The organism is Kitasatospora sp. NPDC057015, from assembly GCF_042673745.1.
Classification (GTDB): domain Bacteria; phylum Actinomycetota; class Actinomycetes; order Streptomycetales; family Streptomycetaceae; genus Kitasatospora.
Genome location: NZ_JBHUSG010000011.1, coordinates 160,950 through 176,252 on the forward strand (window position 1 = coordinate 160,950; position 15,303 = coordinate 176,252).

Sequence of the window (15,303 nt, forward strand, 5' to 3'; positions counted from 1 at the left end):
CGGTCACACCGCACCGCAGGGGCCTACGTCACGGCCCCGCGTCGCCCGAACCGCTCCGCCCGCCACTCGCCGGACTCCAGCACCTCCGCCAACTGCTGCGCCGCGTCCCAGACCTGTGCGTACGAGACGTACAGCGGGGTGAAGCCGAAGCGCATCAGGTCGGGCGTGCGGAAGTCGCCGACCACCCCGCGCTCGATCAGCGCCTGCACCACCGGGTAGCCGTTCGGGTGGCGCAGGGCGACCTGGCTGCCCCGGCGGTGGTGCTCGCGCGGCGTCACCACCTCGATGCCGTCCAGCGGTTCGACCAGGCTGATGAACAGGTCGGTCAGGGCCAGGCTCTTCGCGCGGACGGCCCGCAGGTCGGCCCGCTCCCAGACGTCCAGGCTCGCGCCGAGCGCGGCCTGCCCGAGCAGCGAGGGCGAGCTGGTCAGGAACCGCCCGATCCCGCCGGTGGGGGAGTACCGCGGCTCGAAGGCGAACGGGCGGGCGTGCCCGAACCAGCCGCTCAGCGGCTGCTCGGCCGCGGCCTGGTGGCGCTCCGCGACGTACAGGAAGGCGGGCGAGCCGGGCCCGCCGTTCAGGTACTTGTAGGTGCAGCCGACCGCGAAGTCCGCGCCGGAGCCGTCCAGTTCGACCGGCAGTGCGCCCACCGAGTGGCAGACGTCCCAGATCATCAGGGCGCCGGCCGCCCGGACCCGGGCGGTGATGCCGGCCATGTCCAGCAGCTCGCCGGTGCGGTAGTCCACGTGGGAGAGCACGACCGCCGCGACGTCGCCGTCGAGGTGCCGGTCCAGTTCGGCCGCGTCGGCCGAGGGCAGCAGGACGCTGCGGGCGCCGTCGACCAGTCCGGTGACGCCCTCGGCGATGTAGAGGTCGGTGGGGAAGGCCGCGCCGTCGCCGAGCACCGTGCGCCGGCCGGGCCGCAGCCGCAGCGCCGCCGTCAGCACCTTGAAGAGGTTCACCGAGGTGGTGTCGCAGACCACCACCTGGCCCGCCGCCGCCCCGACCAGCGGTGCGATCCGGCCGCCCAGGCGGTACGGCTGCTCGAACCAGCCGGCGTCGTTCCAGCTGCGGATCAGCTCCCGGCCCCACTCCTCCTCGACCACCTCGCGGACCCGCTCGGAGGTGCGCAGCGGGAGCGCGCCGAGCGAGTTGCCGTCCAGGTAGACGCCCTTCTCGGGCAGCGCGAACTCCGCGCGGAAGCCGGCCAGCGGGTCCGCCGCGTCGAGCGCCTCGCACTGCGCCCGGGTGGTGCCGGGCCGGGCGCCGGGGGCGCGGTCGATGTCGGGTGCCATGCTCACAGCTCGTTCCTCACGGTCCACAGTTCGGGGAAGACGTCCTGCTCGGCGGAGCGCTTCAGCCAGACCAGGCCGCTGGAGCCGCCGGTGCCGGGCTTGTCGCCCATCGAGCGCTTGACCGCCGAGTAGTGCTCCTGCCGCCAGCGGGTGACCCGCCCGGCGGTGTCGAGCAGTGCCTCGCCCAGGTCCGCGAGGTCCGCGAGGGCCGGCTCGGTGTAGACCCGCCGCCAGGCGTCCTGCACCTGCGGCAGCGGCTGGTACCGCTGCACCGAGGGTTCGCAGGGCGTGTCCAGGCCGCGCCGTGCGAGCACCGCCAGCACGTCGTCGTACAGGCTCGGGGCCCGCAGCGCGCCCGCGAGGTCCTGGTGGGTCCCGGGCACCTCCTCGTACATCCGCAGCAGGTGCTCGCTCTTGTTGCCGAGCAGGAACTCCAGTCGCAGGAAGGCCGAGGACTGGAAGCCCGAGGCCTCGCCGAGCACCTCGCGGAAGGCGTTGAACTCCAGCGGCGTCATGGTGGCGAGCAGGTCCCAGGAGTTCACCAGGACGTCCTGGACGTGCGTTCCGCGCCGCAGCGCCGCCCGTGCGGACCGCACGTCGTCCTCGCGCAGGGCCTGCTGGGCGAGCGTCCACTCGTGCCGCAGCAGGTCGAAGAGCAGCTCCATCACCTGCGTGGTGATGATGAACGACAGCTCGGCCGGCACCTTGCTGCGCGGGTGCTGCAGGCTGTGCAGCTCCTCCAGCCGGACGTAGCGGGCGTACGGTGTCCCGCTGCCGGGCTCCTCGGTCCTGCCGAACGACAGGTTGGGTGTGCTCACCGCGTCGTGCCCCATTTCCGGTCCCTCCTCACAGCCGCCCCGCGCCGGTTCCTCCGTGCGTTCCGGTCCGTTCCGGTGGGGCGGACCTATTGTGCGGCGGTCCAGGGCCGCTCTTGAATGGGATGTGGACACCGGATCGGGGGAGCGGCCTTGTGATCGCATGGTCTTCCGGTCGTTCGACTTCGGGAACGTAAACCGTCCCACTGACACCATCCGACACATCGGTGACCGGCGCCCGGCCACCGCACCACCAGGGAGCCACCATGGACGCCGTCGACCGCCGGCTGATCGCCGAACTCCAGACCGACGCCCGGCTCTCCTACAACGAGCTGTCCCGCCGGGTCAGCCTCTCCGCGCCGGCCGTCGCCGAACGCGTCCGCCGCCTGGAGACCGACGGGGTGATCAGCGGGTACCACGCCCACATCGACCTCGCGAAGGCCGGTCTGCCGGTCACCGCGCTGGTCCAGATCCAGTGCTACGGCCCCCGCTGCCTGCTGCGCGACCCCGAGGTGGCCGGTTGGCCGGAGGTGCTGCAACTGCACCGGGTGACCGGCGGGGCCTGCTGCGTCCTGCTGGTCGCGGTGCCCGCGATGGCGCAGTTCGAGGCGCTGATCGACCGGCTGGCCGGCTACGGCCAGCCGGCCAGCTCGATGATCCTCTCCAGCCCCGTGCCCTGGCGGCCCGTGGTCGCCCCCTGAGACCCGCCGGGTAGGTTGGCCGGCATGCCGACGAACCGTCACGTCCTGCTGCTCCCCGGGAGCCTGCGCACCGGCTCCTCCAACGAGATCGTGCTGCGGACGGCCGCCGCACTGGCCCCGGAGGGGGTCACCACCACGCTGTACGAAGGGCTGGCCGGGCTGCCGCACTTCAACCCGGACGACGACACCGACCCGCTGCCGGCGCCGGTCGCCGAGCTGCGCGCGGCCCTCGCGGCGGCCGACGCGGTGCTGGTCTGCACCCCCGAGTACGCGGGCACGCTGCCGGGCTCGTTCAAGAACCTGCTGGACTGGACGGTCGGCGGCACCGAGATCTCCGACAAGCCGGCGGCCTGGATCAACGCCGCCCACCCCGGCCGCGGCCTCGGCGCCGAGGCCACCCTGCGCCTGGTGCTCGGCTACACGGGCGCGGTGGTGCGGGAGGAGGCCTGCGCCGCCGTCCCGGTGGACCGCGCGGCGGTCGGCCCGGACGGCGTGCTCACCGACCCGGCGGCCCGCGCGGAGATCGTCCGGGTGCTGGCGCTGCTCACGGCGGGCTGATCCGGCGGCCCGCCCGCCGGCCTACCCCGGCCTACCCCGGCCGGCGCCGCCCAGTGCCCAGTGCCTAGTGCCAAGTGCCCGATCCCGGCCCCGCCCGTCGCCCGGTCTCAGTGCCCGATCGCCATGTGCACCCCCAGCCCGGCCAGCCCGTTCAGGAACAGCTCCACGCCGACCGCCGCCAGCAGCAGCCCGAGCAGCCGGGACAGCAGCTCCAGCGAGGTCCGCCGGCTGCGCTGGAGCAGCGGGGCCAGCACCAGCACGCAGACGCAGTTGAGCGCCACCACCGCGAGGTACGCCGCGGCGACCGTGGTGTGCCAGGCCCAGGTGTCCTTGCTCAGCGAGCCGATCATCACGCCGGTCATCGCCAGCGGGCTGGCGATGTAGGGCAGCAGCAGCGCCCGGACGCCGTCCACCATCGGGTTCGCGAGGTGCTCGTCCTCCGCCTCCCCGCCGCCCAGGTGGATGCCGAGCACGAGTGCCACGGCGTAGATGAAGAAGATCACCCCGCCCGCCAGCTGCAGCGACTGGTCGCTGACGTGGAACAGCGTGGTGACGAAGTCGGCGGTGTACGACATCACTCCGCCGACCACCGCGGCGATCAGCGCGCTCCACAGGGCGAGCCGGCGCAGGTAGCCGGTGCTGCGGCCGGCCCCCAGCTGGGCGAAGGACAGCAGCACCTTGGGCGGGCCGACCACCGCGAAGAACGCGATGAACGCACTCCTGAGATCGAAGACGTACATGGCCCAAGCCATACCGCAGGAGAGCCGCCCCGCTGCGGAGGCTCAGCGCAGCAGTACCGTCACCCCGCCCTCGCGCAGGGTGGCGAGGACGGCCTCGAAGTAGCCGAGCTCGCGCTCGCCGATCACCGCCGGGCCGGTCAGCCGCCGCCGGGCGACGGCCGCGTCGTGCCAGACCAGGGTGAAGGGCGGCTCCGCGCCGAAGCCGCCGTGCAGGCAGTCGGCCAGGGCGTCCAGGTTGCTGCCGTAGTAGCCGCCGGGGCCGTTCACGGCCTCGCCGAGGGCCGCGTAGCAGGACGCCCGGTCGGTGATGCCGGAGCCGTCCAGGTGGTGTTCGGGCAGGGGCTGGGGCATCGCGGCTCCCTCGTCTCCGCGCCCCCGGCGGGCGCGGGGGTCACGCCACGATCTTCGCCCGGATGGCGGCGCCGGGTCGAGTCCGGGCGGCCTTTGGGCTGGGATGGACAGCAGGATCATCAGCCGTACGAACAGAGGCCCGACATGACCTGTCTGAATCGCAAGGATCTCGGCCTGCTCGCACTGCGCGGCGCGGTGGGCGGTGTGCTGATCGCGCACGGCGCGCAGAAGCTCTTCGGCTGGTTCGGCGGCGGTGGCCTGGACGGCACCGCGCAGGCGATGGAGCAGATGGGCTTCCATCCGGGCCGGCAGAGCGCGATAGCCGCCGGACTGGGGGAGGCGGGCGGCGGCGCGATGCTGGTGGTCGGCCTGGCCACCCCGGCCGCCGGCGCGATCGTGGCCGGCACCATGGCGGGCGCGATCTCGGTGCACGCCCCGGCCGGGTTCTTCAGCACCGCGGGCGGCTACGAGTACCCCGCGCTGCTCGGCGCGACCGGGCTGGCCCTGGGGCTGTCGGGGGCGGGCCGCTACTCGCTGGACCACGCTCTCGGCCACCGGGTGGACCGGCCCTGGATCGGCGTGCTGGCCTTCGTCGCGAGCGCGGTGGGGGCGTACTCGGTGGTGTCCCGGCGCCGGCACGTGGTGCGGCTGCGCGAGGAGCGGGCCGCGATGGACGCGGGCGAGGAGGGGGCCGGGCTGTCCTGAGCCCGCGGGCAGCCGCCCGCCACCGCTTCCGGTCGCCCGAGCACGACCCCGCCGAGCACGAATCCGCCGAGCACGACCCCGCAGCGCACCGCCCCCCGCTCCCCGTGCGGCGCCCGGGGGACCCACGAGAGAAGAGGACCCCATGGAGCGTCAGCAGCCCCGCCGGACCCACCAGGACACCGCCGCCCCCACCGTCCGCCGCCCCCGCGCGGCGCTCGCCGGCGCGGTGGCGGCGGTCGCCGCGATGGCGCTCGGTACGGCCGCGCTGGCCGGCTGCTCCTCGGACGGCGCACCGAGTTCCGCGGTGTCGGCGGTGGCCTCGGCCGCCCAGTCGGCCCTCTCGGCGGCCGCCTCCGCCGCCCAGTCCGCGATCGCCTCCGGGGCCTCCGCCGCGCAGTCGGCGATCGGCTCGGGCGCCTCGCAGCTGTCCTCGGCGGCGGCCTCGGCCGAGGCCGCCGCGTCCTCGGCGATCGCCGGGGTGAAGGGCGGCCTGGAGGCCCAGGGCGACGTGACGGTCGGCGACGTCACCACCGACTCGCAGGGGCGGGCCCAGACGCAGCTCACGGTCAAGAACGGGCAGTCGCAGTCCTACCGCTACAGCATCCAGGTCAACTGGACCGACCAGTCCGGCAACGTGCTGGACGCGACCGTCGTCAGCGTCCCCGAGGTCGCGGCTGGCCAGAGCGCGCAGGCCACCGCCACCAGCAACCGGGACCTCTCGGGCGACGTCAAGGCGGTGGTCGTCCGCGCGGTGCGGTACTGAGCGCCGCTGCCGATCCCGTCGTCAACACGCGGTTCCCGGGTGGCTGCCGACGACCTCGACAGGATGCTTCCGGCGGGTGGAGAAGGCCGAGGGGCGGCGGCCGGTGGTCTACGTCTACGAACTTGACCCGGCCACGGACACGTACGCCGTCAACGGAATCCACCACGGCCGGTTGAAGGTCGGCGCGCCGTTCCCGGTCGACATCGACCTGACAGAGATCGACCGTCTCTCAGACTCCTGAGGTTTACCCGCAGGTCAGGCGCGGTGAGGCGAATCGGGCAACCTTAAGGGCGACTCAAGGGTCAACCGGGGCTCTTGACGGGTGAGTTGGTCTAGTCCATTTTAATCCCCAGGTGCAGGGAGCCCCTGAGCCGGCGTCGGAGGTCCAGACCTCTGGCGCCGGTTCGGCGCACCCCGGCGTCCGTCAAGGCATGCCCCAGCTCGATTCCCTTCTGTCATGTCCCTGGTCGTGCGGCCCCACCCCGCGCGAACTCCGCCAGGGCTGTGGCGGATCCCCCACAACCCTGGAGTCACGCACCCATGCTTCGCTCTGTTCCCCCGGCCCAGGAGCCGGTTCGCAGGCGGCGGCCGAAGAGCCTGGTCGCGGTCGCGGCCGGCACCGCCGCCTCGCTGCTGCTCGGCGCGGGCCTCGCGCTCACCTCCGGCGGCACCGCCAGTGCGGCCGCCACCAACACCACCGGCGCTGCGGCGACCTCCGGTGGCATCAAGGTCGCCTACTTCGACCAGTGGTCGATCTACGGCAACGCGTACTACCCGAAGACGATTCAGGACACCGGCGTCGCCGGCAAGCTGGACTACCTGATCTACGACTTCGCCAACATCAACCCCACCACGCTCTCCTGTTTCCAGGCCACCAAGGCGGCCTCGCAGGACGAGAACAACCCCAGCGCGGGTGACGGTGCGGCGGACGCGTTCGCGGACTACCAGAAGTCCTTCGGTCCGGACATCTCGGTCGACGGCGTCGGCGACGCCTGGGGCCAGCCGATCGCGGGCAACTTCAACCAGCTGAAGAAGCTCAAGGCGAAGAACCCGAAGCTCAAGATCCTGATCTCGCTCGGCGGGTGGACGTACTCCAAGTACTTCTCCGACGCGGCCGCCACGGACGCCTCGCGCAAGAAGCTGGTCTCGTCCTGCATCGACATGTTCATCAAGGGCAACCTGCCCGTCGACGCCGGCTACGGCGGCGCGGGCTCGGCGGCCGGCATCTTCGACGGCATCGACATCGACTGGGAGTACCCGGGCGGCGGCGGCCACCTCGGCAACCACGAGAGCCCGAACGACAAGGCCAACTTCACCCTGCTCCTGAAGGAGCTGCGCACCCAGCTGGACGCGCAGGGTGCGGCCGACGGCAAGACCTACGCCACGGCGGCGGCGGTCGGCGCCGGCCAGGACAAGATCAAGAACCTGGAGACCGACAAGATCGGTCAGTACCTCACCTTCCTCGACGTCATGACGTACGACATGCACGGCGGCTGGGAGGCGAAGGGCCCGACGAACCACCAGGCCCCGATCTACTCCGGTCCGAACGACCCGATGACCCCGGTCACCCCGGGCACCGGCAAGTACTCGATCGACAACGCCATCAAGGCCTTCACGGTCGGTGACGCGCAGTACGGCATCCCCGGCGGCTTCCCCGCCAAGAAGATCAACATGGGCGTGCCGTTCTACTACCGCGGCTGGACCGGCGTGCCGAACAACGGCAAGAACGGCCTCTTCCAGACCGCCACCGGCCCGGCGGCCGGCGCGGCGATGTCCGGCAGCGTCCCCGGCATCCAGATGTACAAGGAGCTCGCGGGCTTCGTCGACAACCCGTCGAAGACCTACTGGGACGACACGGCCAAGGCCGCGTACTTCTACGACGGCACCACCTTCTGGTCCGGCGAGAACGCCCAGTCCATCCAGGCCAAGGTCGACTACGCGCACTGCAACGGCCTCGGCGGCTCCTTCGCCTTCTCGCTGTACGACATGGGCACCCAGACCGCGCTGTTCGACAAGATGGCCTCGGCCACCGACGGCTCCGCCGCGAACTGCCCGGCCGGCCCGACCACCTCGGCCTCGCCGACCGCCACGGTCACCCCGACCGTGACCCCGTCGACCACCGCGTCGCCGACCGCCACCGCCACCGCCACGTCCTCCCCGACGGCGACGGTCTCCCCGACCGCCACCGCCACCTCGGGTGCCTGCACCGCCCCGAGCTGGAGCGCCTCGGCCGTCTACGCGACGCCCACCAAGGTCTCCTGGAAGGGCCACTACTACACCAACAAGTGGTGGACCACGAACGAGGACCCGAGCCTCAGCGGCCAGTGGGGCGTCTGGACCGACAACGGCGCCTGCTGACAACGCTCAGCTGAGTGAAGGGCGCTTGACGGAGCCCGCACCACGATGAATCCCCCTCGGACGGGCCACCCCGGACGTCCGCGAATCCGGCCCGCTGGGTACCCACCCGGCGGGCCGGAGGGCTGTCCGGGCCCGGCCCTCCCGGGCCGGGCGACCCCGTGACACGACGAACGGCCCGCCGAGGCGGGCCGTTCGTCGTGGTTCCGGCCGGTCAGTCCAGGTCGTCGGTGCGGCCCAGGGCGTCCGGCTGGCTCTCCTCGATCCGGCGCAGCATCCGGCCCAGCATGCCGGAGAGCACCGCGCGCTCGTCGCCGACCACGTCCTGGAGGAGCTCCTCCTCGAACACGGCGGCCATCCGCATCGACTCCAGCCACTTGTCGCGGCCGTTCTCGGTCAGCTCGATGATCACCCGGACCCGGTTGTTCTCGTCGCGCTCGCGGGTGACCAGGTCCTCGGCGACCATCCGGTCGATCCGGTGGGTCATCGCGGCCGGGGTGAGGCCGAGGCGCTTGGCCAGGTCGCCGGGGCCGAGCCGGTAGGGGCTGCCGGCGATCACCAGGGCCTTGAGCACCTCCCAGTCGGCGGAGGTGATTCCGAGCACAGTCAGCTGGCGGGTGTAGGCCACGTTCATCCGCCGGGTGACCCGGGAGAGGGTCTGCACGATGGTCTCGACCTGGGGATCCACCAGGGGGAACTCCCGCTGGTAGACGGCCACCTGCTCGGAGATCCCCAGCTCGCCGGTGGCGGGCGGCTCGGGCTTGCGTGCGCTCATGGGGACCAGTGTCGCACGCGAGGGGTGCACTGTTTAAGCCTTTGACACGAGAGACTTCCGATCCTTAGAGTTTAGCTCTGAAATCTTGCGCAGTTAAGCGTATGCAGCGAAAGTCCGGCGGGCGAAGGTCCGGAGCGGGCTCCAGGGAAAGGGTGTGCACGGTGACCGGCACGGTGAAGCAGCAGAGGCAGCGGCGTCATGGGGCGGGCGGCCCGCTGCGCCGCGTCCAGATCGGCAACGCGCTCAGCGCCTTCGGCAGCGGTTTCACGATGCCGTACATGTTCGTCTACGTGGACCAGGTGCGGGGGCTCGGGTCGCTCGCCGCCGGGATGGTGTTCACCGTCTTCGCGCTCGCCGCGCTCGCCGTGCTGCCGCTGACCGGGCGGGGCATCGACCGCTTCGGCCCGCGCCCGGTGCTGCTGGCCGGCGCCGCCGTCGCCGCCACCGGCGCGTTCGCCTTCGGGCGGGCCACCGGCACCCCCGAGCTGATCCTCTTCTCCTTCCTGTTCGGCGCCGGCTTCACCACCTGCCAGCCCGCGCTCGCCACGATGATCGTCCGCAGCTCCACCCGGGCCACCAGGGCGCACGCCTTCGCCCTGCAGTTCACCCTGGTCAACCTGGGCATGGGCATCGGCGCGCTGATCGGCGGCCAGATCGTGGACGTCGCCGACCCGGGCAGCCTGACCACGCTCTTCACCATCGAGGCGGCCGCCCTGCTGGCCATGGGCCTGGTCGCGGGCAGCGCCCGGATCCCGGCCGCCGAGCCGGTGCCGGCCGGGGAGAAGGCCGGCCCGAGCGGCCTGCGCGCCCTGGTCGCCGACAAGGCGATGCTGCGGCTCTGCGTGCTCGCCGCGCTGATCTTCTTCACCTGCTACGGCCAGTTCGAGTCCGGGGTCGCGGCCTTCGCCACCGACACCGTCGGCGTCGCGCCGGCCACCCTGGGCCTGGCGATCGGCGCCAACGCGCTGACCATCGTCGTCCTGCAGATGTTCGTGGTGCGGATCACCGCCCGCCGCCGGCGGACCACCGCCATGGCCGCCGCCGGCCTGGTCTGGCTCGGCGCCTGGACGATGGCCCTGGTGGCCGGCCTGATCCGGGCCGAGGCACTGGCCGCGACGGTCGCGATCGTCTCGATCTACGCGCTGTTCGGCGTCGGCGAGTCGCTGCTCGCCCCGACGCTGGGCCCGATCGTCGCCGATCTGGCGCCCGCCCGGCTGCTCGGCACCTACAACGCCGGGTACGCCCTGGTGAAGCAGATCGCCGTCGCGGTCGGCCCGGCCGTCGGCGTCCTGCTGGTCGGCTCCGGCACCTGGCCGCTCTACCTGGCCGCGATGGCGCTGTGCACCCTGCTGATCGTCGTGATGGCGATGCGGCTCCGGGGCCACCTGACGCCGGCGCAGGACAACGCCCGCCAGGCCTCACCGCTGCCGGTCGCCGTCCGGGAGCTGCAGACCGCGGCCTGACCCGCCGGTCCTGACCCGCCGGTCCTGACCGGTCGGTCCCGACCCGGCGGTCCCGACCTGGCGGCCAGGATCCGCCGGCCCGGATCCACCGGGCCCGGCCCCGCGCGGGCGGGGCCCGGCCGGGCGGCGGCGGGGCCGTGCGGTGACCGCCCCGCGCACGCCCCGGCATGCTTGGATTCGCGCCTGGAGCCACATAGTGTCAGTCGCTGGTGGCACGGGGCCGGGAGTACCCCGGGCCGAGCAGGCGAGTGAGCGAATCGGCGAGGCAATGACACAAGCGCTAGTCACGCACACCCCGGCACCGGAGGCCCCCGCGGGCCCCGAACCGGGCCGGCGGGGGATCGTGTCCTGGGGCGTCGCGCACTCCGGCTGGCTCGGGCCGATCGCGGTGGCGCTGTTCGCCGGACTCCTGCGCTTCTGGCACCTGGGCTACCCCAACGCCTTCGTCTTCGACGAGACGTACTACCCCAAGGACGCCTGGTCGCTGCTCCGGCAGGGCTACGAGGGCGTCTGGCCGGACAACGCCAACGCCGACATCCTGGCCGTCCCGCAGGCCGTCCCGCTGATGCCGGCACCGGAGTTCATCGCGCACCCGCCGCTGGGCAAGTGGGTCATCGCGCTCGGCGAGCAGCTGTTCGGCCTGCACCCCTTCGGCTGGCGCTTCATGACGGCGCTGCTCGGCACCCTCGCGGTGCTGATGCTGGCCCGGATCGGGCGCCGGCTGTTCGGGTCCACCCTGATCGGCTGCACCGCCGCCCTGCTGATGTCCGTCGACGGCCTGGCGTTCGTGATGAGCCGGGTCAGCCTGCTGGACGGCGTCCAGATGGCCTTCGTCCTCGGCGCCTTCGGCTGCCTGCTGGTCGACCGGGACCACGCCCGGGAGCGGTTCGCCGCCCGCCCGGACGGCACCAGGCCCGACGGCGACCGCGCCACCCTCGGCCGGCGGCCGTGGCGGATCGGCGCCGGGGTGCTGCTCGGCGCCGCCTGCGCCACCAAGTGGAACGGTCTGACGATCCTGGCCGCCCTCGGCCTGCTGACCGTGCTGTGGGACGCCTCCCGGCGCCGCTGGGCCGGCGCCCGCCACCCGTACCGCTCGATGCTGCGCCGGGACGCCGGCCCCGCCCTGCTCTCCGTGGTCGGCTCCGCCGCCGCGGTGTACGTGGCGTCCTGGAGCGGCTGGTTCGCCACCGACGGCGGCTACGACCGGCACTGGGCCGACGGCCGGGCCGGACTCTCCACCGGCAGGCTGTTCGGCGTCCCGCTGCCGCAGGTGGACCTGACCTGGGTGCCGGGGGCGCTGCGCGGCTGGTGGCACTACCACTCGCAGATGTGGGACTTCAACACCGGCCTGAGCACCCCGCACACCTACCAGTCCAATCCCTGGAGCTGGCTGGTCCAGGGCCGTCCGGTCTCGATGTACTGGGAGCAGCTGCCGCAGGGCCAGAAGGGCTGCACGGCCCCCGGTGGCTGCGCCAGCCAGATCCTCGGGCTCGGCACCCCCGTGCTGTGGTGGGCGGCCTGCTTCGCGCTGGTGTACCTGCTCTGGCGCTGGTTCTTCCGCCGCGACTGGCGCTCGGGCGCGGTGCTCTGCGCCGTCGCGGGCATCTACCTGCCGTGGTTCCAGTACCAGGAGCGGACGATCTTCTCCTTCTACATGGTGGTGCTGGTCCCCTTCCTCTGCCTCGCGGTCGCCCAGATGCTGGGCGCGATGCTCGGCCCGGCCGGCTGCTCGCCCGAACGGCGCAGGATCGGCGCCGCGGGCGCCGGCCTGGTCGTGCTGGCGGTGATGGCCTGCTTCGCGTACTTCTACCCCCTCTACACGGCGGAGGTGTTCCCGATGACGGACTGGCAGGACCGGATGTGGTTCACCAGCTGGATCTGACCGGGGGTGCCCGCGGCCGTCGCGTTCGCGGCCACCGGCCAGCTGCTGCCGGTGACCCCGGCCCTCGGCTGGGCCGTGGCCCTGCTGCTGGGCGCCGCCGTCGCGGTGGCCGGATGGGGCCGGCTCGGGTACGGGCACGCGGTGCTGCGGGCCGGGCTGCGCGCGGTGCTGCAGCTCGCCGCCGTCGCGCTGGTCATCGCCTGGGTGGTCGGCTCGCTCTGGACCTCGGCGCTGTTCGTCCTGCTGATGCTCACGGTCGCCGTCCGGACGGCCGGGCGGCGGATCACCGACGGGCCCGCCTGGGTCTGGGCCGCGGTACCGATCGGCGGTGCGGTGCTGCCCGTCCTGGCGCTGCTGCTGGCCTCCGGGCTGCTGCCGCGCCAGGGGCTGTCGGTCATCCCGGTGGCGGGCATCCTGATCGGCGGCGCGCTGACCGCCACCTCGCTGTCCGGCCGGCGGGCCCTGGACGAGCTGCGCCAGCGGCACGGCGAGGTGGAGGCGGCGCTCGCGCTGGGGCTGGAGGAGCGCGACGCCCGGCTGGAGATCTGCCGGACGGCCGGGGCGACCTCGCTCGTCCCGGCCCTGGACCAGACCCGGACGGTGGGGTTGGTCACGCTGCCCGGGGCCTTCGTCGGGATGCTGCTCGGCGGGGCCTCGCCGGTCCAGGCCGGGGCGGTGCAGCTGTTCGTGCTGGTGGCGCTGCTGGTGGTGGAGGCGGTGGCGATCGTGGCGGTGATGGAGCTGGTCGGCCGGGGGCTGGTGCCGGTCGCCGCCGCCCCGGGCGCCGCCGGGTGACCGGCCGCGGGGCCGGGCGGGGCCGGGTGCCGTCGGGCCGGGCGGGGCCCGGCGATCGCCGTCGGGTACCATGGACGACGTTGAAGGGGAGTAGCCCTCCACCGGACCGTCGACATACTGGCCCCTCGCGGGGCCCGGCGCCCGGGGCATCCGGATCCCACGGGTGCCGGCGAGACCTTCGGCCGCAGTGCTGTGCCCACCAACCAGCGCTGTCGGGCCGAGGCGTCCTGCGACGGAGCTGCCGAGGCCGGGCAGCCCGATCTAGGGAATCCTGAACCCGTGAGTCCGACCGTCCTCGTCATCACCTTCGGCATCGTCTTCCTGGCCGAACTTCCGGACAAGACCGCCCTGGCCAGCCTCGTCCTCGGCACCCGCTACCGCGCGAGCTACGTCTTCGCCGGCGTCGCCGCCGCGATGGCCGTCATGGTGGGCCTCGCACTGATCGCCGGTCAGCTGCTCGCCCTGCTGCCGCAGCGCTGGGTGGAGGGCGTCACCGGCCTGCTCTTCCTGGCCGGCGCCGCGATGCTGCTCTTCCAGCACGGTGGCGACGAGGACGGCCACGCCGCCAAGGAACCCTCCAGCGGCAGCTTCTGGAAGGTCGCGGGCGCGAGCTTCGCGGTCGTCGCGGTGGCCGAGTTCGGCGACCTCACTCAGATCATGACCGCCAACCTCGCCGCCAAGTACGACGACCCGCTGGCCGTGGGCCTGGGCGCCTGGCTGGCGCTCTGCGCCGTGGCCGGGATCGCCATCGTCGGCGGGCAGAAGCTGCTGAAGCACGTGCCGATGAAGGTGATCATCCGGGTGGCGGCCGGCGTGATGCTGCTGATGGGCGGGTTCAGCCTGTTCCAGGCCGTGACCGGCTGACCGGCTGAACACAGCCCCCGTTGCCCGGTGGCCCGGCCGTTCCGACGGCCGGGCCACCGGGCGTTTCAGCAGTTCGGCGGCGCGGTCTCCAGCGCGGCCTTCGTCCGTGGGCCGTACCTGCCCGACTCGCTCTTGAGCGAGGACTTGCGGCTGTCCTGGAAGGACTTCAGCACGAACTCGGTCCAGTAGTCGAAGGTGCCGGAGATCAGCGACTTGTCGACCCGCCCGCAGCTCTCCGTGACGAGCAGCTGCTGCATCGTCTTCACGTCGTCGCCCTTCATGTCCCGCTCCAGGATCCGGACCGTCGCCGACGGGCTCGGCGAGGGGCTTGGCGTGGTCGCGGTCGGCGTCGGGGCCACCGCGGTCGGCGCGGGCGCCGCCGGAGCCTCGGTGGTCGGCGCCGGGGCGGGCGCCTTGCTGGTCGGCCTGGCCGTCCGGGGGGCCGAGGCCGAGGGGGCGACGGACTCGCCGGAGGTGGCGCTCGGGCTCGGGACCGCCGTACTGGGCGGGTCCGAGGGCGCGATGACGGTCGGTGAGAGGACGGCGGTGGGGGTGGGCAGCGCCTTGTGCTCGGGGCTGCCCGAGGGCGTCACCAGGAAGGCCGCGCCCACTCCCAGCACGACCACGCCGGCGCCCGCCGCCAGCACGGCGCCCCGGCGCCGGGCGGTCGGGCTCTGCCGGTCGGCCCGCCGCGCGGCCCGGCCGCCGGGCGGCGCGTCCTGTGGGGCGGTGGGGGCGTTGTCGAACGCGAAGAGGCCCAACTCGCCCGGGGTGGCGGGGTCGGCGGGGTACGGGTGGGACTCCGGTCCGCGCGGTGGCGGCGCGAGCGGCACCGGCGGCATCAGCGCCGTCCGGTAGTCGGCCGCGGGCGGGGCGCCGAACGGGTCGTAGCCGGCCGCCGGACCGGGCTCCGCGCCGACCCGGCCGCGCGCCTGCGGCACGTACGGGCGGACCAGCGGCGGGCCCTCGATGTGCGGCAGTACCGCGGTGTCGGTGAAGTCGGAGGAGCATCCGCAGCTGCCGGCGGTCCGTACGGTGCCGCACACGGGGCAGTGCTGGTCCGGCATCGGCCGGTCCTCCTCGGTCTGGGTGGTGAACGCGCCCGATCCGGGTTTGGGAGGCGAACGCGCCCGATTATGCATGACGTTCCCAAAGGGGGGACAGGGGTGATCGGTCATCAACGGGGCTCTTGTGCCGGTTGGTGGTGATTGGACCCGATGAACAATCAGTGCGGGCGGCGT

Annotated in this window: 16 protein-coding genes; 10 read left to right on the plus strand and 6 right to left on the minus strand. The window is 73.2% G+C overall.

All coding sequences use genetic code 11. From position 1 onward, the window contains the following. Positions 1–23: 23 nt before the first annotated feature. Both kynU and ACFTWP_RS13975 read right to left on the minus strand, forming a co-directional pair. Complete coding sequence (kynU, locus tag ACFTWP_RS13970; RefSeq protein WP_380264793.1) at positions 24–1,295, minus strand: kynureninase; 1,272 nt, start codon at positions 1,293–1,295, stop codon at positions 24–26. Positions 1,296–1,297: 2 nt separating this feature from the next. Next, a complete protein-coding gene (locus tag ACFTWP_RS13975; RefSeq protein WP_380264738.1) occupies positions 1,298–2,128 on the minus strand; it encodes a tryptophan 2,3-dioxygenase in 831 nt (276 codons plus the stop codon). A 248-nt stretch (positions 2,129–2,376) separates the two neighbouring features. On the opposite strand from ACFTWP_RS13975, the gene ACFTWP_RS13980 reads away from it, so the two are divergent. Both ACFTWP_RS13980 and ACFTWP_RS13985 read left to right on the plus strand, forming a co-directional pair. After that, a complete protein-coding gene (locus tag ACFTWP_RS13980; RefSeq protein ID WP_380264739.1) occupies positions 2,377–2,811 on the plus strand; it encodes an Lrp/AsnC family transcriptional regulator in 435 nt (144 codons plus the stop codon). A 24-nt stretch (positions 2,812–2,835) separates the two neighbouring features. Then, on the plus strand, positions 2,836–3,369 hold the full coding sequence (locus ACFTWP_RS13985; protein ID WP_380264740.1) for an NADPH-dependent FMN reductase: 534 nt from the start codon (positions 2,836–2,838) through the stop codon (positions 3,367–3,369). A gap of 107 nt (positions 3,370–3,476) precedes the next feature. Here the strand turns inward: ACFTWP_RS13985 and ACFTWP_RS13990 are convergent, their stop codons facing one another. Together ACFTWP_RS13990 and ACFTWP_RS13995 are read right to left on the minus strand one after the other, a co-directional pair. Next, a complete protein-coding gene (locus ACFTWP_RS13990) occupies positions 3,477–4,109 on the minus strand; it encodes a MarC family protein (protein ID WP_380264741.1) in 633 nt (210 codons plus the stop codon). A 42-nt stretch (positions 4,110–4,151) separates the two neighbouring features. Then, positions 4,152–4,460, minus strand: coding sequence for a barstar family protein (locus ACFTWP_RS13995; protein ID WP_380264742.1), 309 nt, complete (start codon positions 4,458–4,460; stop codon positions 4,152–4,154). 144 nt (positions 4,461–4,604) lie between these two features. Here ACFTWP_RS13995 and ACFTWP_RS14000 point away from each other — a divergent pair, with 144 nt between their 5' ends. From ACFTWP_RS14000 to ACFTWP_RS14015, 4 genes are all read left to right on the plus strand, one after another. Continuing rightward, complete coding sequence (locus ACFTWP_RS14000; RefSeq protein WP_380264743.1) at positions 4,605–5,165, plus strand: DoxX family protein; 561 nt, start codon at positions 4,605–4,607, stop codon at positions 5,163–5,165. Positions 5,166–5,307: 142 nt separating this feature from the next. Then, entirely contained in the window at positions 5,308–5,928 is a 621-nt protein-coding gene (locus ACFTWP_RS14005) for a hypothetical protein (RefSeq protein WP_380264744.1), read from the plus strand. A 76-nt stretch (positions 5,929–6,004) separates the two neighbouring features. After that, positions 6,005–6,169 (plus strand): hypothetical protein, encoded by a 165-nt coding sequence (locus tag ACFTWP_RS14010; RefSeq protein ID WP_380264745.1) that lies wholly within the window; start codon positions 6,005–6,007, stop codon positions 6,167–6,169. Between the two features lie 299 nt (positions 6,170–6,468). After that, entirely contained in the window at positions 6,469–8,286 is a 1,818-nt protein-coding gene (locus tag ACFTWP_RS14015) for a glycosyl hydrolase family 18 protein (protein ID WP_380264746.1), read from the plus strand. Positions 8,287–8,497: 211 nt separating this feature from the next. Here ACFTWP_RS14015 and ACFTWP_RS14020 read toward each other — a convergent pair whose 3' ends face one another. After that, the gene (locus tag ACFTWP_RS14020) at positions 8,498–9,058 is read right to left on the minus strand and encodes a MarR family winged helix-turn-helix transcriptional regulator (RefSeq protein ID WP_380264747.1); all 561 of its coding nucleotides are present in this window, start codon (positions 9,056–9,058) and stop codon (positions 8,498–8,500) included. 173 nt (positions 9,059–9,231) lie between these two features. Here ACFTWP_RS14020 and ACFTWP_RS14025 point away from each other — a divergent pair, with 173 nt between their 5' ends. The 4 genes from ACFTWP_RS14025 to ACFTWP_RS14040 all read left to right on the plus strand — a co-directional run bounded on the left by ACFTWP_RS14025 (position 9,232) and on the right by ACFTWP_RS14040 (position 14,062). Beyond that, the gene (locus ACFTWP_RS14025) at positions 9,232–10,521 is read left to right on the plus strand and encodes an MFS transporter (RefSeq protein ID WP_380264748.1); all 1,290 of its coding nucleotides are present in this window, start codon (positions 9,232–9,234) and stop codon (positions 10,519–10,521) included. Between the two features lie 268 nt (positions 10,522–10,789). Next, complete coding sequence (locus tag ACFTWP_RS14030; RefSeq protein ID WP_380264749.1) at positions 10,790–12,403, plus strand: dolichyl-phosphate-mannose--protein mannosyltransferase; 1,614 nt, start codon at positions 10,790–10,792, stop codon at positions 12,401–12,403. A 6-nt stretch (positions 12,404–12,409) separates the two neighbouring features. After that, complete coding sequence (locus ACFTWP_RS14035; protein WP_380264750.1) at positions 12,410–13,198, plus strand: ABC transporter permease; 789 nt, start codon at positions 12,410–12,412, stop codon at positions 13,196–13,198. Positions 13,199–13,477: 279 nt separating this feature from the next. Beyond that, positions 13,478–14,062 (plus strand): TMEM165/GDT1 family protein, encoded by a 585-nt coding sequence (locus tag ACFTWP_RS14040; RefSeq protein WP_380264751.1) that lies wholly within the window; start codon positions 13,478–13,480, stop codon positions 14,060–14,062. 65 nt (positions 14,063–14,127) lie between these two features. Here the strand turns inward: ACFTWP_RS14040 and ACFTWP_RS14045 are convergent, their stop codons facing one another. Continuing rightward, positions 14,128–15,129, minus strand: a complete 1,002-nt coding sequence (locus ACFTWP_RS14045; RefSeq protein ID WP_380264752.1) for a hypothetical protein — start codon at positions 15,127–15,129, stop codon at positions 14,128–14,130. Between the last annotated feature and the right edge of the window lie 174 nt (positions 15,130–15,303).